The sequence below is a fragment of the Flavobacterium sp. AC274 genome (genome assembly GCF_979258275.1).
This window is the reverse complement of the sequence record NZ_OZ409852.1, coordinates 4,226,553-4,243,882: the sequence shown is the minus strand read 5'-3', so window position 1 is coordinate 4,243,882 and position 17,330 is coordinate 4,226,553. Positions and strand designations below refer to the sequence as shown.

General features: G+C 34.3%; 10 protein-coding genes. 6 read left to right on the top strand and 4 right to left on the bottom strand.

Annotation, left to right across the window (positions count from 1 at the left end):
* Nucleotides 1–35: 35 nt before the first annotated feature.
* Nucleotides 36–2,483 (bottom strand): bifunctional aspartate kinase/homoserine dehydrogenase I, encoded by a 2,448-nt coding sequence (gene thrA / locus ACZZZT_RS19180; RefSeq protein WP_463461577.1) that lies wholly within the window; start codon nt 2,481–2,483, stop codon nt 36–38.
* A gap of 629 nt (nt 2,484–3,112) precedes the next feature.
* On the opposite strand from thrA, the gene hutH reads away from it, so the two are divergent.
* The 4 genes from hutH to ACZZZT_RS19160 all read left to right on the top strand — a co-directional run bounded on the left by hutH (nt 3,113) and on the right by ACZZZT_RS19160 (nt 8,234).
* Nucleotides 3,113–4,627, top strand: coding sequence for a histidine ammonia-lyase (gene hutH / locus ACZZZT_RS19175; RefSeq protein WP_463461576.1), 1,515 nt, complete (start codon nt 3,113–3,115; stop codon nt 4,625–4,627).
* A gap of 48 nt (nt 4,628–4,675) precedes the next feature.
* Nucleotides 4,676–5,320 (top strand): DUF47 domain-containing protein, encoded by a 645-nt coding sequence (locus ACZZZT_RS19170; protein ID WP_042564245.1) that lies wholly within the window; start codon nt 4,676–4,678, stop codon nt 5,318–5,320.
* A 32-nt stretch (nt 5,321–5,352) separates the two neighbouring features.
* The gene (locus ACZZZT_RS19165; protein WP_073393638.1) at nt 5,353–6,687 is read left to right on the top strand and encodes an inorganic phosphate transporter; all 1,335 of its coding nucleotides are present in this window, start codon (nt 5,353–5,355) and stop codon (nt 6,685–6,687) included.
* Nucleotides 6,688–6,836: 149 nt separating this feature from the next.
* Complete coding sequence (locus tag ACZZZT_RS19160) at nt 6,837–8,234, top strand: SMI1/KNR4 family protein (RefSeq protein ID WP_463461575.1); 1,398 nt, start codon at nt 6,837–6,839, stop codon at nt 8,232–8,234.
* Between the two features lie 169 nt (nt 8,235–8,403).
* Here the strand turns inward: ACZZZT_RS19160 and ACZZZT_RS19155 are convergent, their stop codons facing one another.
* From ACZZZT_RS19155 to ACZZZT_RS19145, 3 genes are all read right to left on the bottom strand, one after another.
* Complete coding sequence (locus ACZZZT_RS19155) at nt 8,404–8,919, bottom strand: DUF421 domain-containing protein (protein WP_463461574.1); 516 nt, start codon at nt 8,917–8,919, stop codon at nt 8,404–8,406.
* A 94-nt stretch (nt 8,920–9,013) separates the two neighbouring features.
* Entirely contained in the window at nt 9,014–10,384 is a 1,371-nt protein-coding gene (rimK, locus tag ACZZZT_RS19150) for a 30S ribosomal protein S6--L-glutamate ligase (protein WP_042564249.1), read from the bottom strand.
* Nucleotides 10,385–10,523: 139 nt separating this feature from the next.
* A complete protein-coding gene (locus ACZZZT_RS19145; protein ID WP_073393641.1) occupies nt 10,524–13,070 on the bottom strand; it encodes an ATP-dependent Clp protease ATP-binding subunit in 2,547 nt (848 codons plus the stop codon).
* A gap of 257 nt (nt 13,071–13,327) precedes the next feature.
* Here ACZZZT_RS19145 and gyrA point away from each other — a divergent pair, with 257 nt between their 5' ends.
* Nucleotides 13,328–15,964, top strand: coding sequence for a DNA gyrase subunit A (gene gyrA, locus ACZZZT_RS19140; RefSeq protein ID WP_463461573.1), 2,637 nt, complete (start codon nt 13,328–13,330; stop codon nt 15,962–15,964).
* 47 nt (nt 15,965–16,011) lie between these two features.
* Entirely contained in the window at nt 16,012–17,283 is a 1,272-nt protein-coding gene (locus ACZZZT_RS19135) for a tetratricopeptide repeat protein (RefSeq protein WP_463461572.1), read from the top strand.
* Nucleotides 17,284–17,330 lie beyond the last annotated feature (47 nt).

The following is a 17,330-nucleotide window of genomic DNA, read 5'->3' as shown; positions in this document are numbered from 1 at the left end:
CTTTGAACCTTTGCACCTCTGTGCCTTTGTACCTTCTAATCGTTCCCAATGCGAATTACATCCGCAAAAATTCCTGATGCCGTAACTGCAGCTCCGGCTCCGGCGCCTTTGATCAATAGCGGCTGATCTACGTAACGATCTGTGTAGAAAAGTACGATATTGTCTTTTCCTTCAAGATTGTAAAACGGATGATCTTTTGGGATGAATTGCAGTCCTACGCTTGCTTTTCCGTTTTCGAATTGCGCTACGTATTTCAATCTCGAATCTTTCGCTAAAGCTTCTTTATAGATGTTTTCAAAATGTTCAGCGTGTTTGGTTAACGAAGCAAAAAAGTCGTCGTTGTTTGTTGTTGCCAGACATTCTGCAGGCAGAAACGATTCGTTTTCGATGGCATCAATATCCATTTCGTAACCGCTTTCGCGAATTAAAATCAGGATTTTACGTGCCACATCAATTCCGCTTAAATCAATTTTTGGGTCTGGTTCTGTAAATCCCTGAACTCCTGCTTCTTTTACAACATCGTGAAAAGAATTTTTCTCATCAAAATTATTGAAAATGAAGTTTAAACTTCCCGATAAAACCGCCTGAATTTTATGCACTTTATCGCCAGATGCAATTAAGTTTTTTACGGTATCGATAATTGGCAATCCCGCACCAACATTCGTTTCAAACAAAAACGGAGCGTTGTATTGACGAGATAAACTTTTTAGTTTTTTATAATTATCGTAGGCAGATGAACAGGCAATTTTGTTGCAAGTTACAACCGCAATACTTTGTTTTAAAAATTGCTCGTAAGTTTCAGAAACCGTTGCATTTGCTGTAATATCTACAAAAATACTATTACGTAAATTCAGTTCTTTGGCGCGCTCTATAAAAGCTTCTTTATTGGCTGGTTCGCCTTTATCCAAATCGGCCTGCCATTCTTTTAACGAAATTCCATCTTCATCAAAAAGCATTTTTCTGGAGTTTGATAAAGCAATTACGCGAACATTTATCTTTAAATTATCTTTTAAAAATTTCTTTTGAGTATGAATCTGTTCGATGAATTTTTCACCCACATTTCCAACACCCATTACAAACAAATTCAGCTGTTTTGTGTTTTCTTCAAAGAAATTTTCGTGTAACGTATTCAACGCTTTTTTAACGTCTCTTTCGTTAATTACAGTCGAAATATTTCTTTCAGATGCACCTTGTGCAATAGCACGAATGTTTACGTTGTTTTTTCCTAAAGTACTAAACATTCTTCCGCTTAAACCCTGGTGATTTTTCATGTTTTCACCAACCAAAGCAATAATACAAAGGTCTTTTTCGACAATGGCAGGATCAATTTTGTTTTGAAGAATCTCTACTTCAAAAGCTCTGTTAATCGCTGCTTCGGCATTTTCAGCATCAGAATTTAAAATTCCGATACAAATCGAATGCTCAGAAGAAGCCTGAGTGATAAAAATTACGTTGATTTTTTCCTGAGACAATACTTCAAACAAACGTCTTGATGAACCTGCAACTCCAATCATTCCGGGACCTTCAAGTGTTACAAGCGAAATATGATCGATATGACTAATTCCTTTTACAACCGTATCTTTTGATGAAACATGACTGGAAATTAAAGTTCCTTCAGCTTCTGGTTCAAAAGTATTTTTGATTAAAATTGGAATATTTTTTCTTAAAACAGGCTGAATCGTTGGCGGATACAACACTTTGGCACCAAAATGCGATAATTCCATTGCTTCCTGATATGAAATTGCAGCAATTGGCTGAGCTTGTTTTACGATTTTTGGGTTGGCAGTAAACATTCCGTTTACATCTGTCCAGATTTCAAGTTGATCAGCATCAAGAGCTCCGGCGATAATGGCGGCTGTATAATCAGAACCTCCACGACCAAGAGTTGTAGTGATTCCGTCAAGCGTTAGAGCTATAAAACCCGGTAAAATATTGATTTGTGATTCATTTTGACCGAAGTATTCCTGAATCAGCTGATTTGATATTTCGAAGTTTACAGCGGCTTTTCCAAAATCAGCATTTGTTTTGATGATTTCGCGGCTGTCCTTATAAACTACATCTTTATTAATTTGCTGATAAGCCTGTGCAATGATGTATGACGAAAGCAATTCTCCAAAACTTAAAATTGTGTCTGCCGTTCTTGGAGATAATTCGCCCAATAAAAAACAGCCGTCTAATAAGGTTTCTAAGTGATTGATGATTCTTTTTACGTGGCTTAGCAAACTGCTTTGCTCGCTTACGGGAATCAATTCTTTTAAAGTGTCAAGATGTTTTTTCTCGATTTCGGCAACAATTTCTCTAAAACTTTCATCGTTTGCAGCGGCTTTCGCAGCGGCTAATTGCAATAAATCAGTTACTTTGCTTAAAGCAGAAACAATAACAACTAATTTATCATTTTTAGATTTTTGATTTATAATTTCGAGAACGAGTTTTATATTTTGAGCATTGGCAACCGAAGTTCCGCCAAATTTTAATACTTTCATTTTGATGATTTTTTTCTTTTTTGCAAATGTTTTTATGTATCCAATGCCTTTCTTCTTTCATGAAAAAAGTATAGATAACCAGGATTATATGTAAAAATGTATACCCCTAAGGGGTAGTTGTTGTAGTAGAAGTTGTTGTAGCAGCAATTGCAACTCTTGTTTGAGTTGTCATTGTAGATTGATATTTAATACTGTTACTTTTCATTTTTGATTTTTCAAAAGTACAGCTTTTTATAAAAGTTAAAAATCTTTATTTCCTTTTTACGAATATTTTAATATTTCCAAAAGATCAATTTCAATATTGAGCATTTGTTAAGATTCGATCTTCAAAGTTGCCTTATTCGTATATTTAATGTGCTTTTGCCAATATAATTAGCCGTAAGGAACGGATTTATTTGTTTTGAAAAGAAGAAAAACACATAATTTAGTCTATATGTTAAATAGGAATCTTTTTTTGAAATGTAAGTTTCACAATGCAAAATCAAGAAGAAGACCGTTTTAATACCAATTTCGATTATGAAATAGGCAAAAGGAATAAACTGAAATTGTTTAAATTTTAATTATTATGAACAAATGTTGCTTTTTAATATTGATTTGCTGAATTTTGATGCCTTAAAATAAATATTACCATGAGAGAAGTCCATTATATAAGTACCGAAACATTGAATTTAGAAAATTTACAAGAGATCATTGTAAACCAAAAGATGCTTGAATTATCTGAAGAAGCAAAAGTAAATGTTCAGAAATGCCGTGATTATTTAGATAAAAAAATGGCTTCACATTCAGAACCTATTTACGGGATCAATACTGGTTTTGGCTCACTTTATAGTGTGAAAATCTCGAATGAAAATTTATCAAAACTTCAGGAAAACTTAGTAAAATCGCACGCTTGCGGAACCGGAGAAGAAGTTCCTGCCGAGATTGTAAAAATGATGCTGTTTCTTAAAATTCAGTCTTTAAGTTACGGGCATTCAGGAATTCAGCTGCAAACTGTAAATCGTTTGGTTGATTTTTATAATAATGATATTCTACCCGTAATATATACACAAGGTTCTCTTGGCGCATCTGGAGATTTGGCTCCTTTGGCACATTTATCTTTACCATTATTAGGAGAAGGAGAAGTTTATTTTGAAGGTAAAAAAATGGCTTCTGCCGAAGTTTTGAAGCATTTTAACTGGGAACCAATTGTTTTGCAGTCAAAAGAAGGTTTGGCCTTATTAAACGGAACTCAATTTATGAGTGCTTACGGAGCGCATATTTTGATTAAAGCCTATAAATATTCGTATTTGGCAGATTTAATCGGAACTATTTCTTTAGAAGGTTTTGATGGAAGAATCGAGCCTTTTAACGAATTGATTCATTTTATTCGTCCGCATAAAGGACAAATTATTACAGCACAGCGTGTTAATGAGTTTTTGGAAGGAAGTGAAATTATTGCTCAGGAGAAAAAACACGTTCAGGATCCGTATTCTTTCCGTTGCATGCCACAGGTTCACGGCGCTTCAAAAGATGCGATTGATTATGTTCGAAAAGTATTCAAAACCGAAATTAATTCAGTAACTGATAATCCTAATATATTTATTGAAGCCGATCAAATTATCTCTGGAGGAAATTTCCACGGACAGCCGTTGGCTTTAGCCTTAGATTTTATGGCAATTGCTTTGGCAGAATTAGGAAGTATTTCTGAAAGAAGAACGTATCAGTTAATTTCGGGATTGCGTAATCTTCCGGCATTTTTGGTAGATAATCCGGGATTAAATTCAGGATTTATGATTCCGCAATATACCGCTGCAAGTATTGCAAGTCAAAATAAACAATTGGCTACACCATCAAGTGTTGATAGTATTGTGTCGAGCAACGGACAGGAAGATCACGTAAGCATGGGCGCAAACGGAGCTACAAAAGCGTTGCGTATTTTAGATAATTTAGAGCGTATTCTGGCTATCGAATTAATGAATGCTTCGCAGGCAATTGCTTACAGAGAGCCTTTAAAATCAAGTGATTTCATCGAAATGTTTTTAAGCAGTTACAGAGAAGTTGTGCCTTTGGTAAAAGAAGACAGAATCTTACATTATGACATTGAAAAGACGGTTTCGTTTTTGGACAGTTTCCAAATTGAAAACGATTTGTTAACAATGGCTTAACATTACCGAATAATATTGAAGTAATTTTGCACTATCAAAAATATAAAAATGTCAATAAACAGTATTTTCCAATTTTTAGTGCCGAAAGACAAGAAATTCTTTCCACTTTTTGAAGAGGCTTCAAGCAATTTAATTGAATTAGCTTCTAATTTACACGAAGCTGTAAATCTTCCATTGAAAGAAAGAGAAGTTCTTTTTCAAAAAATTGATGAGTTAGAGCAAAGAGGAGAAGACATTACACGTCAAACCAATCTTGAGTTGAGCAGAAACTTCATTACTCCATTTGATAGAGAAGATATTCACACGCTTATTACTTCTATTGATAACGTTGCCGATTATTTGCACGGTGCGGCGAGCAGAATGAGATTATATCAGGTTGATAAGATTACAAAATCGATCAGAAAAATGACTGAAATCAACCTTGAAGCTTGTCAAAACATCGACAGTGCTGTAAAAGAGTTGAGCAATTTGAAAAACATGAATATTATTAAGGAGGCTTGCGCCAGAATTAATAAATTGGAAAATAAATCAGATAACGTTTATAACAAAGCAGTTTTTGAAATTTTTGAGAACGAAACAGATGCTAAAAATATTATTAAATATAAAGAAGTGTTATCTGTTTTAGAATCAGCGACAGATAAATGTAAGAGTGTTGCAAACATATTGGAATCTATTTCTGTAAAACATTCTTAAATTCAATTTATTTCATTCTGAAGTTATAATTTATGACGCTACTTATAATTATTATAGTATTAGCCTTAATTTTTGATTACATCAACGGTTTTCATGATGCAGCAAATGCTATAGCAACCGTTGTTGCAACAAAAGTACTTACGCCTTTTCAGGCCGTACTTTGGGCAGCATTTTTTAACTTTTTAGCTTATTGGGTTTTCGGATTTGGTGTTGCAGATACTGTTGCCAAAACAGCGCACACTATGGAAATCAATCTTGTTGTAATTCTTGCCGGTGTAATTGCAGCTATTTGCTGGAATTTATTAACCTGGTGGTTAGGAATTCCTTCAAGTTCTTCACATACTTTAATTGGTGGTTTTGCAGGAGCAGCAGTTGCTCATGCGATCGCTGTACACGGTTTTTCAGGTTATATTGGCGAAGATGGAGCTACTCATTATTGGTATGAAATCGTAAGCTGGTATAAGGCCGGAAAAGATGGCGGAATGCCTTCGGGCGTTATTATCATTATTGCTTTTATTGTTTTAGCACCATTATTGGGAGCATTTGCTTCTTATTTAATTTCGATATGGTTATTAAATGCTTCTCGTAAAAGTATTTTTCCTAAGATATTTACTGTTGCTTTAATGATTGCTACAATTTGGGTTGTAAGCAGTTTAATGGTTCCATATTCAGAAATTGATAAACCTCGTTTTGACTCTCATTTTTGGAGTGTAGCTTTTGATCCGCACAATATTAAATGGTTTTTAGTTGCTTTTATTATCTTAACGGTAAGTGCTTTTTGTTTAATTTTCAGTAGTTTAAATCTACATCAGGCAGATGCTGCTTTGAAAAAAATGCAATTACTTTCTTCTGCTGCTTTTAGTTTAGGACACGGAGGAAATGATTCACAAAAAGTAATGGGTATTATTGCTGCTGCTGTAGCCGTTTATATCCATACAAACCCGGGAGTTCATATGGCTTCCTGGTTAGATGTTGTTTTACCAAATGATGATTTAGGTGTTAAAGGTGTAATGCCAGGCTGGATTCCGTTAGCATGTTATTCTGCAATTGCTGCAGGAACATTAAGCGGAGGATGGAAAATTGTAAAAACAATGGGTTCTAAAATCACAAAAGTAACTTCATTTGAAGGAGTTGCTGCTGAAACTGCCGGAGCTTTAACATTGTATTTTACAGAACACTTAAAAATACCGGTAAGTACAACCCACACAATTACAGGTTCTATCATCGGGGTTGGATTAACAAAACGTGTATCTGCCGTTCGTTGGGGAGTAACTGTAAGTTTGATCTGGGCTTGGATATTAACGATTCCTATTTCGGCTATTTTAGCAGGATTGGTTTACTTTGTTTTAAGTTTATTTATTTCGTAAACAGATTAATATAAAATGTGAGAGAGTAATCATCACATTTGTCAAAATATAGTAAGCCGCTTTCAATTCGAAAGCGGCTTTTTTTGTTTGTTGAACATCTTTTCAATACTTATAAAGTAATATATTTGATACAAATTCAATATACATTTATGATAGATCAAAAAACTTCAAATCAAATAGAGAGAATAAAAAAGAAGTTGGTTATAGCAAAAAATACAGATAAAGATTTAAAAGTATTTGCTGCCGATAGTCATGAATATGTTGTAGGTAAAATGGCAGATATTGCCGATATTTTGCAATTTGAAAGCAATTACAATGTTTCTCTTCCTGACTGTTACAAAACGTTTTTACTGCATATTGGGAATGGCGGAATATCTTATCAGAATTCTGCTGCCGGTCCTGGTTATGGAATATTTCCTCTAGGGAAAAATGTTGAGGAATTCATTTGTGCCAATCCGAAAAAATATTTAAAAGAAGGCTGTAAGTTAAATCCCGAAATGAGCGATGAATTCTGGAAAGATTTGACGAAAAATATAGATGAAAATGAAAATCTGTCTAACGAGGATTTTGATGCTGAATCAGGGAAATTATATTCGGGAATTTTGCCTATTGGAACTCAAGGCTGTACGTATTATTATGGACTTATTTTAAATGGAGAATTTAAAGGCAGAATTGTGAATGTTGATTTAGATCTTCAAAAGCCATTTTTTGTTTTTGAATCCAATTTTCTGGATTGGTACGAACGCTGGCTTGATGAAATTACTTCTGAAAATGAAACAGAAACAGAGTTATTCAATTATACATTAGGCGGTGTTGTATCGCATATTTTAAATGTTTATACTGCAACGGATGATGAAGAGATAAAATTAGAATGTTTATATGGAATCTTAAAAAAGAAAAAAATAGATTCGGGCGAATTCGATTTTCTGGAAGAACAGTATAAATCGGGTAGTTGTAAAATTAAAAAACTACTGCTTCAGGTACTTGTTAAGTTTAATTATAATAGGGCTTATCCTTATTTGGTAGATTTTGCCAAAGAAGATATTCTATCGGTTTTTCAATTTGTATTTTGGTATGCAAAAGATAAAAGTGCTGATTGGAAAGAATTTATCAAAAATAATATTGACAGAATAAACGATGAAGAAACCTTTACATTCTGTACTTATTTACTAAAAGAAATGAAATTCGATTACGGAGCTGTAATTGTTCCATTTGTATATAACGAAAATGAAGAAATAAAAAAGGCTGCTTATTATTCGCTTGGACAATTAGAAAATAAAAGTGACTATGTCGATACTTTTATAGTAGGTTTACAAGATAGCTCAAATAGGGTTATTCATGCGGCGTTGCAGGCTGTGAATGGAGTAAACGATAAAAAACTCTTAGTTTATTATAAGATGATTGCTGAGAAATTTCCAAAAGAGCAGGATTATATTTTATCCAATTTAAATCAAAATCTTAAGTTATTCGGATTGTCAACTACAACTATAAAAACCATTAACATCGATGTAATTAATGAGAAGAAATGGTTTGAGTTTTGGAAATAAAAAAGCGGGTTTCAGAATTAAATTCCAATATTTTAAAATTCCAAATTCCAAGGCAAATGTGAAAAGCACAAAGCGTTGGAATTTGGAATTTTTTATTTGATTTTTTTTACTTGAATTTATCTTTTCAGTTGGAATTTGGAATTTAAAAATATTGGAATTTTAATAAATTTTATTTTCTAAAATTCTTATGATTGTGCTTTCTTTTATAATGCGTTTGTTTCAGATTCTTTTTGTCTTCAGAAATTACACTGATTGTACCGTCAATTTCGAGCATACAAAGCTTTACATCGGTATAATGTTCTAAACCATGCTCACGCATCGCTTCTTTCAATTCGTCGTGTGAAATGTCTAATTTGCTTAAAGCTTTAAAATCGAGTTTTCCGTCGTGAATCAGGATTTCGGGTTTATCCAAAAGTAAATCGTTGAGCACTTTATATTTGTGCGTAAGTTTTTTTATAACAAAGTTGATTACAAACAAAACCAAAGCCGCAACCAAACCTCCCCAAAGACTTGTATCGGGTCCCACCATGGCATTTTGAACGGAGTTGCTAATCAGTAAAATCAGAATTATATCGGCAGTGTTTAATTGCGAAAGTTCTTTTTTACCGAAAATTCTAAGTGCAATTGTCATGAAAAAATAAACAGCGGCGCTTCTAAGAATAATGTCTAAATAAGGGAAAACCATATTTTTTATTTAAAGTTAATAAAAAAGCTTTGTCAAAGTTTTAAACTTTGACAAAGCTGCTAAATTAATTATGTGTTGTTAAGTTTAAATGAACTTATATCAATTTAAAATTCTTCTCAATCGCTTTAATCATTTCTCCGGCAATGTCTTTATTTGTTGCACCTTCAATTCCTTCCAAACCTGGGGAAGAGTTTACTTCGAGTAATAACGGGCCTTTTGAAGAACGAATAATGTCTACACCTGCAACCTTTAGATCCATTGCTTTTGCGGCTTTAATCGCAATCTTTTTCTCTTCGGCAGTTACTTTTATAACAGAGGCTGTTCCGCCCAAGTGAATATTGGCTCTAAATTCGCCCGGCATTGCTTCGCGCTGAATTGCAGCAACTACTTTTCCGTCAATTACAAAACAACGAATGTCTTTTCCGTTGGCTTCTTTAATGAATTCCTGGACTAAAATGTTTGCATTTAAGCTTTTAAAAGCGTTGATAACACTTTCTGCCGCTTTTTTGGTTTCTGCCAAAACAACTCCTTTTCCTTGTGTTCCTTCTAGTAATTTTACGATTAAAGGAGAACCTCCAACCATTTTAATCAGGTTGTCAGTATCCAAAGGCGAATTCGCAAATCCGGTTGTCGGAATATCGATTCCGCTATTCAAAAGTAATTGCAGTGAATATAATTTATCACGTGATTGTGTTATAGCTGTAGCCGAATTTAAAACGAAAACCTTCAAAGCTTCAAACTGACGTGTTAAAGCGCAACCATAAAAAGTAATACTTGGTCGGATTCTCGGAATAATAGCGTCAAACTGATTCAATATTTTTCCTCCACGATAATGAATTTCAGGAGTTTTAGCATCCAGTTTCATGTAACATTCTTTGATATTCAAAAAATGCATTTCATGACCGCGCATTTCGCCGGCTTCCATAATTCTTTTATTGCTGTATAATTCAGGATTACTGGCCAAAAGTCCAATTCGTAAACCAGAACTTGCTTTTTCAGAATTTTGGTATAATTCTTTTAATGCTTCGGTTGTGGGTTGTCCCAGCATATATTTGTCTTCGGGATCAACCAATACACGTCCGCTCATGGCTTCACGGCCTAAAAGCATACGAAAACCCATTGAGTCACGATTGGTCAATGTCATTTCGATTGGCCATTTTGCATCGCCAATTTTTAAGTTCGTTTGAATAACATAACGATGTTCTCTAAACCCGCTTGAACTTTTTACAATTCGTTTATCAACCAGTGGAGCTTCACAATGAATAATGGTTTTAATATTATTCTGAATTGGGTTAATGTCGAATTTTACCCAATTGGCATCATTTTTTATAAAAGGAGCTATGTTTATGGCGTGCATTGCCGAAGTTTTTGCGCCTGAATCGACGCGAGCCTTGATTGTAGGGATTCCTAGTTCTGGAAATGAGCACCATTCTTCGCTACCTAAAATGACTTTATTTTGAAGCATACGTTATTATTTGTTATAAAATTTAATATTCAAAAGTAGCTATTTGCTTTTAATAAATATACGATTTTATCCAAAGAAAAAACCCGTTATGTTATAAAAACGTAACGGGTTTGTTATTTCTGTTATAAAATTTATCGATTTATAGATTTGTTGGCTCTTCGGCTTTGTGTACTTCTACAGAAAGCTCTTGAGAATCATCTTTCAAATCCATTAAGATTTCATCACCTGAATGTATTTTTGAGGTAATAATTTCTTCTGCTAACAAATCTTCAACATATTTCTGAATCGCTCTTTTTAGAGGTCTTGCGCCAAATTGTCTGTCAAAACCTTTTTCAGCGATAAATGCTTTTGCCTTATCAGTAAGACTTAATTTATATCCTAATTCAGCAATACGATTGTACAGTTTTGTAAGTTCGATTTCGATAATCAAATCAATATCATGTTTTTCTAATGCGTTGAACACGATTACGTCATCAATTCTGTTTAAGAATTCAGGAGCGAAAGTTTTTTTCAATGCATTTTCGATAATGCTTTTTGAGTTTTCATCGGCCTGAGCCACTTTTGCAGCGGTTCCGAATCCTACACCTTGTCCAAAATCTTTCAACTGACGTGCTCCAACGTTAGATGTCATAATAATGATAGTGTTTTTAAAGTCGATTTTGCGACCTAAACTATCAGTCAAATATCCATCATCAAGCACCTGAAGCATCATATTAAACACATCCGGATGCGCCTTTTCGATCTCGTCTAAAAGCACAACACAATAAGGTTTTCTACGAACTTTTTCTGTCAATTGTCCACCTTCTTCGTAACCTACGTATCCCGGAGGCGCTCCAACTAAACGAGAAATAGCAAATTTTTCCATGTATTCGCTCATATCGATACGAACTAATGCATCTTCAGAATCGAATAATTCTTTTGCTAAAACTTTAGCCAATTGGGTTTTACCAACTCCGGTCTGACCTAAGAAAATAAACGAACCAATTGGTTTGTTCGGATCTTTAAGTCCGGCTCTGTTACGTTGAATAGAACGTGCAATTTTCAAGACAGCTTCATTTTGACCAATTACTTTATTCTGAATCAATTCAGGTAATTTGGCTAATTTGTTGCTTTCTGTTTGTGCAATTCTGTTTACAGGAATTCCGGTCATCATCGAAACAACATCGGCTACATTATCTTCTGTAACTTCAATTCTGTTGTTTTTAGAATCTTCTTCCCATTGCTCTTGCGCAACAGCTAAATCTTTTTCGATACGTTTTTCATCATCACGAAGTTTGGCAGCTTCTTCATATTTTTGTTTTTTCACTACCATGTTTTTGTTTTCACGCACTTCTTCTAACTGACGCTCTAAATCCAAAATTTGTTTTGGAACATCAATATTAGTAATGTGTACACGAGAACCTGCTTCGTCAAGAGCATCAATAGCTTTGTCCGGTAAAAAACGCTCAGACATATATCTGTTGGTTAATTTAACACAAGCTTCGATCGCTTCCTGCGTATAAGTTACGTTATGGTGATCTTCATATTTATCTTTTACATTGTTCAAAATGGCGATTGTTTCTTCAACAGAAGTTGGTTCTACAATTACTTTTTGAAAACGTCTTTCAAGAGCACCGTCTTTTTCAATATATTGTCTGTACTCATCAAGCGTTGTTGCACCAATACATTGAATTTCGCCTCTTGCTAATGCAGGTTTAAACATGTTTGAAGCATCAAGAGAACCTGTTGCTCCGCCAGCACCTACAATAGTGTGAATTTCATCAATAAAAAGAATGATGTCGTCATTTTTTTCAAGTTCGTTCATCACGGCTTTCATTCTTTCTTCAAACTGACCGCGGTATTTTGTTCCGGCTACTAAACTAGCCAGATCAAGCGTTACTACACGTTTGTGGAAAAGAATACGTGATACTTTTTTCTGAATGATGCGCAATGCTAATCCTTCAGCAATAGCAGATTTACCAACTCCTGGTTCACCAATAAGAAGTGGGTTGTTCTTTTTTCTACGGCTTAAAATTTGCGATACACGCTCAATTTCTTTTTCGCGTCCTACAACAGGATCTAGTTTTCCTTCTTCGGCCATTTCTGTTAAATCTCTCCCAAAATTATCTAAAACCGGAGTCTTAGATTTTTTGTTTGACTTATTGGCTGGATTATTAAAACTACTTTCCTTAAGACTGTCATCTTGTCCTGAATCGTCATTGTATGATTCGTTTCTAGGCAAGTTTTCTAAGAATTCTTCTTCGTTTGGAGTCATATTTAAATATTGTTCTTTAGCTATGTCATAATCTATTTTTAGTTTATTCAACAGCTTGGTTGTTGGATCGTTTTCGTTTCGTAAGATACATAAAAGCAGGTGCGCCGTGCTAATTGACGAGCTCTGAAATACTTTGGCTTCCAGGAAAGTTGTCTTCAGTGCCCTTTCCGCTTGACGGGTAAGATGAAGATTTTTCTTTTCAGCATTTACTTCAACGCTTTGATTGGCCGGACTCAGTATTTCTACCTTTCTGCGCAAATGATCTAAATCGACTGCAAGGTTATTAAGTATATGAATGGCTTTACCGTTTCCATCCCTCAAAATGCCTAGCATTAGATGTTCAGTACCAATAAAGTCGTGACCCAAACGTAAGGCCTCTTCTTTACTGTAGGTAATAACATCTTTTACTCTTGGTGAAAAATTATCATCCATAATATATAATTGTAATTGTAAATTTAGTGAATTAGTCTTTGAAAAACAAAAACCATACCCTTCCGAATCTCCTGTCAGCTAATAGACAAAAAAAATAACAATAAAAGCGTTAAAAAACGCTTAATTTATTAACTAAAAAGTAAAATAAAGTTGTTAATAAATCATTGAAATAAGTGTAAGTAAATAGCTGAAAAAATTTCAAAAAACCGTATCTTGGCACGCTTTGAAACTAATATAATTATTAAACATAACAACTTATGTCTGAAGGAGAAAAGTTAATTCCTATTAACATAGAAGATGAAATGAAATCAGCTTACATCGATTATTCGATGTCAGTAATCGTATCAAGAGCACTTCCGGATGTTAGAGATGGCTTGAAACCAGTGCATCGAAGAGTTCTTTACGGAATGTATGACTTAGGAGTAACATCAAGATCTGCCCACAAAAAATCTGCGAGAATTGTAGGGGAGGTTCTGGGTAAGTATCACCCGCACGGAGATACATCTGTTTATGATGCGATGGTACGTATGGCTCAGGAATGGAGTTTACGATATTTATTAGTTGATGGTCAGGGTAACTTTGGTTCTGTGGATGGAGACAGTCCGGCAGCAATGCGTTATACTGAGGCGAGAATGCGTAAAATATCTGAAGATATTATGGCAGATATCGAAAAAGAAACAGTTGATTTTCAATTGAACTTTGACGATACTTTATATGAGCCTAAAGTAATGCCAACCAGAGTTCCTACTTTATTAATTAATGGAGCAACAGGAATCGCGGTAGGTATGGCAACCAATATGCCGCCACACAACTTAACTGAAGTTATCAATGGTACTTTAGCTTACCTTGATAATAATGATATTGAAATAGATGAATTAATGACCTATATTAAAGCTCCGGATTTTCCAACCGGTGGTATAATATATGGTTACGAAGGTGTTCGTGAAGCATTTAAAACAGGTAGAGGTCGTATTGTAATGCGCGCCAAAGTTGGTTTTGAAGAAGTTGACGGAAGAGAATGTATCATCGTTACCGAGATTCCATATCAGGTAAACAAAGCCGAAATGATCAAACGTACGGCTGATTTGGTTAACGATAAAAAAATTGAAGGTATTGCCAATATTCGTGACGAATCTGACAGAAACGGTATGCGTATCGTTTATATCCTGAAACGTGATGCTACGCCAAACGTAGTTTTGAATACCTTATATAAGTTTACATCATTACAATCCTCTTTTAGTGTAAATAATATTGCACTTGTAAAAGGACGCCCACAAATGTTGAATCTAAAAGATATGATTCACTATTTTATTGAGCACCGTCATGATGTTGTTGTTCGAAGAACTCGTTTTGAATTGCGTAAAGCAGAAGAAAGAGCACATATTTTAGAAGGATTAATTATTGCTTCTGATAATATTGATGAAGTAATTGCAATAATCAGAGGTTCTAAAAATACAGAAGAGGCTCGTGAGAAATTAATCGAAAGATTCAATTTGTCAGATATTCAGGCTCGTGCTATTGTTGAGATGCGTTTGCGTCAGTTAACAGGTCTTGAGCAAGATAAATTAAGAGCCGAGTTTGAAGAATTAATGAAATTAATTGAGCACTTAAAAGCTTTATTAGCAGACGTTAATTTAAGAACTAATTTAATTAAAGAAGAACTTGAAGAAATTCGTGAGAAATACGGAGATGAGCGTCGTTCTCAAATTGAATATTCTGGTGGAGATGTAAGTATCGAAGATTTAATTGCCGATGAAAATGTAGTAATTACAATTTCTCATGCAGGTTATATCAAACGTACCAACTTAACAGAATATAAAACTCAAAACAGAGGAGGAGTTGGACAAAAAAGTGCAGGAACAAGAGATCAGGATTTCCTTGAGCATATGTTCGTTGCGACCAACCACCAATATATGATGTTCTTTACCCAAAAAGGAAAATGTTTCTGGATGCGTGTTTACGAAATTCCTGAGGGAAGCAAAACCGCAAAAGGTAGAGCAATTCAAAACTTAGTAAACATTGAAAGTGATGATAAAGTAAAAGCTTTCATTTGTACACAAGACTTAAAAGACAAAGATTATATCAACAGTCATAATCTTGTAATGGTTACCAAACAAGGTCAGGTTAAGAAAACTTCTTTAGAGAAATATTCTAAGCCAAGAGTAAATGGTGTTGCTGCTATTACTATTAAGGAAGGCGACGAATTAATGGGAGCGCAATTAACAGATGGAGAAAGTCAAATTATCCTGGCAGTTAAATCTGGTAAATTAGTTCGTTTTGAAGAAACTAAAACACGTCCGATGGGAAGAACAGCTTCAGGAGTTCGTGGAATTAGCTTAAAAGATGATACTGATGAAGTAATTGGTATGGTTACTGTTGGTAAAAATGATGTTAACGATTCGCAAATTTTAGTTGTAACTGAAAACGGATACGGAAAACGTACCAAATTAGTTGACGAAGATGGAGAAGATGTTTACAGAATCACAAACCGTGGTGGAAAAGGTGTGAAAACACTTAACATTACAGAAAAAACAGGAAAACTGATTTCTATCAACGCCGTAACCGATGCTGATGATTTAATGATTATCAACAAATCAGGATTGACAATTAGAATGGCTATTGAAGATTTACGTGTAATGGGTCGTGCAACGCAAGGGGTTCGATTAATTAACTTAAAAGGTAAAGATTCTATTGCAGCCGTAACAAAAGTCATGAAAGATGATGTTGAAGAAGTTGTTGTTGATGAAGACGGAAACGTAGTTGGGCCAGTTATAGAAAGAATTAAGCCAGACTTAGAAGTTCTTGAAGACGATGGTACAGTTGAAGACGATGACGACGATACTGATGAACCAGTAGAAGACGAAGATGACTCTGAAGAAGAATCGGAAGAGTAAAAATATATAACCACGAAAATTAAAATTAAATACACAAATTGAATATTATGAAAAGTAAATATGTAATACTTGCATCAGCATTATTGATTTCGGTAGCTACTTTTGCTCAAAAAGATCAAATTAAAAGTGCTGAAAAAGCATTAAAAAGCGGAGATGCTCAAGGAGCAATTACGATACTAAAAGATGCTGAAAACATGGTGGTGAATGCCAAAGATGTTGAACAGGCTCAATATTATTTTGTACAAGGTAATGCTTACCTTGATTTAGCAAATAAAAAAGTAGAAGAAAGTAAAAATTTATCTTCAGCTGCTCAAAGCTATAATAAATTGATTGAAGTTGAAAAAGCATCTGGAAAACAAAAGTATTCAACTCAGGCTGCAGCTTCAATTACTCAAATTAAAGGTTTGTTGATTAATTCAGCAATTGCTGATACTCAGGCAAACAAACATGCTGACGGAGCAAAAAAATTGTATGATGCTTATTTGTTAGACAGAAAAGATACAATTAACTTGTATTATGCTGCGTCAACAGCTGTAAATGCTCAGGATTACGATACAGCTTTACCAATGTATGAAGAGTTGAAAAAATTAAACTATTCCGGAAAAGGAACAAGCTATACTGCAATCAACAAAGCTTCTGGTAATGAAGATGGTTTTAATACAGCTAGCGAAAGAGATTTGGCTATTAAACTAGGTACTCACGAAAAACCTAAAACAGAAGCAATTCCTTCTAAAAGAGGTGAGATCTACAAAAACTTAGCTTTGATTTTAGTACAAAAAGGACGTGTTGAAGATGCTAAAAAAGCAATTGCAGATGCAAGAAAAGCAAATCCTGATGATTCTTCTTTAATTCTTTCAGAAGCTAATTTATATTTAGAAACTAAAGATTTTGATACTTACAAAAAATTAGTTGGAGAGGCTTTGCAAAAAGATCCAAACAATGCTGATTTAGTTTTCAACTTAGGAGTTATTAGCGCAAATGCTAAAAACAATGCCGATGCTGAAAAATATTATTTGAAATCAATTGAAATTGATCCAAACTATACAAATGCATATCTTAACCTTGCAGCTTTAAAATTAGAGGCTGAGAAACCAATCATTGACGAAATGAACAAATTGGGAACTTCTGCAAAAGATATGAAGCGTTATGATGTTTTGAAAACAGAAAGAGAAAATGTTTTCAAAGGAGTTATTCCTTATCTTAAAAAAGCACACGAATTAGATCCTAAAAATGATGATGTTTCTAAAACATTATTAGGGGTTTACAAAGCTTTGGAGATGACTGCTGAAGCAAAAGCATTGAAAGCTACAATGAACTAAGGAATCCATTTCTTTACATAAAAAAAACCATTCGTTTCAACGAATGG

Coding starts and splice junctions, on each gene's coding strand:
- thrA (WP_463461577.1), bottom strand. CDS start 2,483: ATGAAAGTATTAAAATTTGGCGGAACTTCGGTTGCCAATGCTCAAAAT.
- hutH (WP_463461576.1), top strand. CDS start 3,113: ATGAGAGAAGTCCATTATATAAGTACCGAAACATTGAATTTAGAAAAT.
- ACZZZT_RS19170 (WP_042564245.1), top strand. CDS start 4,676: ATGTCAATAAACAGTATTTTCCAATTTTTAGTGCCGAAAGACAAGAAA.
- ACZZZT_RS19165 (WP_073393638.1), top strand. CDS start 5,353: ATGACGCTACTTATAATTATTATAGTATTAGCCTTAATTTTTGATTAC.
- ACZZZT_RS19160 (WP_463461575.1), top strand. CDS start 6,837: ATGATAGATCAAAAAACTTCAAATCAAATAGAGAGAATAAAAAAGAAG.
- ACZZZT_RS19155 (WP_463461574.1), bottom strand. CDS start 8,919: ATGGTTTTCCCTTATTTAGACATTATTCTTAGAAGCGCCGCTGTTTAT.
- rimK (WP_042564249.1), bottom strand. CDS start 10,384: ATGCTTCAAAATAAAGTCATTTTAGGTAGCGAAGAATGGTGCTCATTT.
- ACZZZT_RS19145 (WP_073393641.1), bottom strand. CDS start 13,070: ATGGATGATAATTTTTCACCAAGAGTAAAAGATGTTATTACCTACAGT.
- gyrA (WP_463461573.1), top strand. CDS start 13,328: ATGTCTGAAGGAGAAAAGTTAATTCCTATTAACATAGAAGATGAAATG.
- ACZZZT_RS19135 (WP_463461572.1), top strand. CDS start 16,012: ATGAAAAGTAAATATGTAATACTTGCATCAGCATTATTGATTTCGGTA.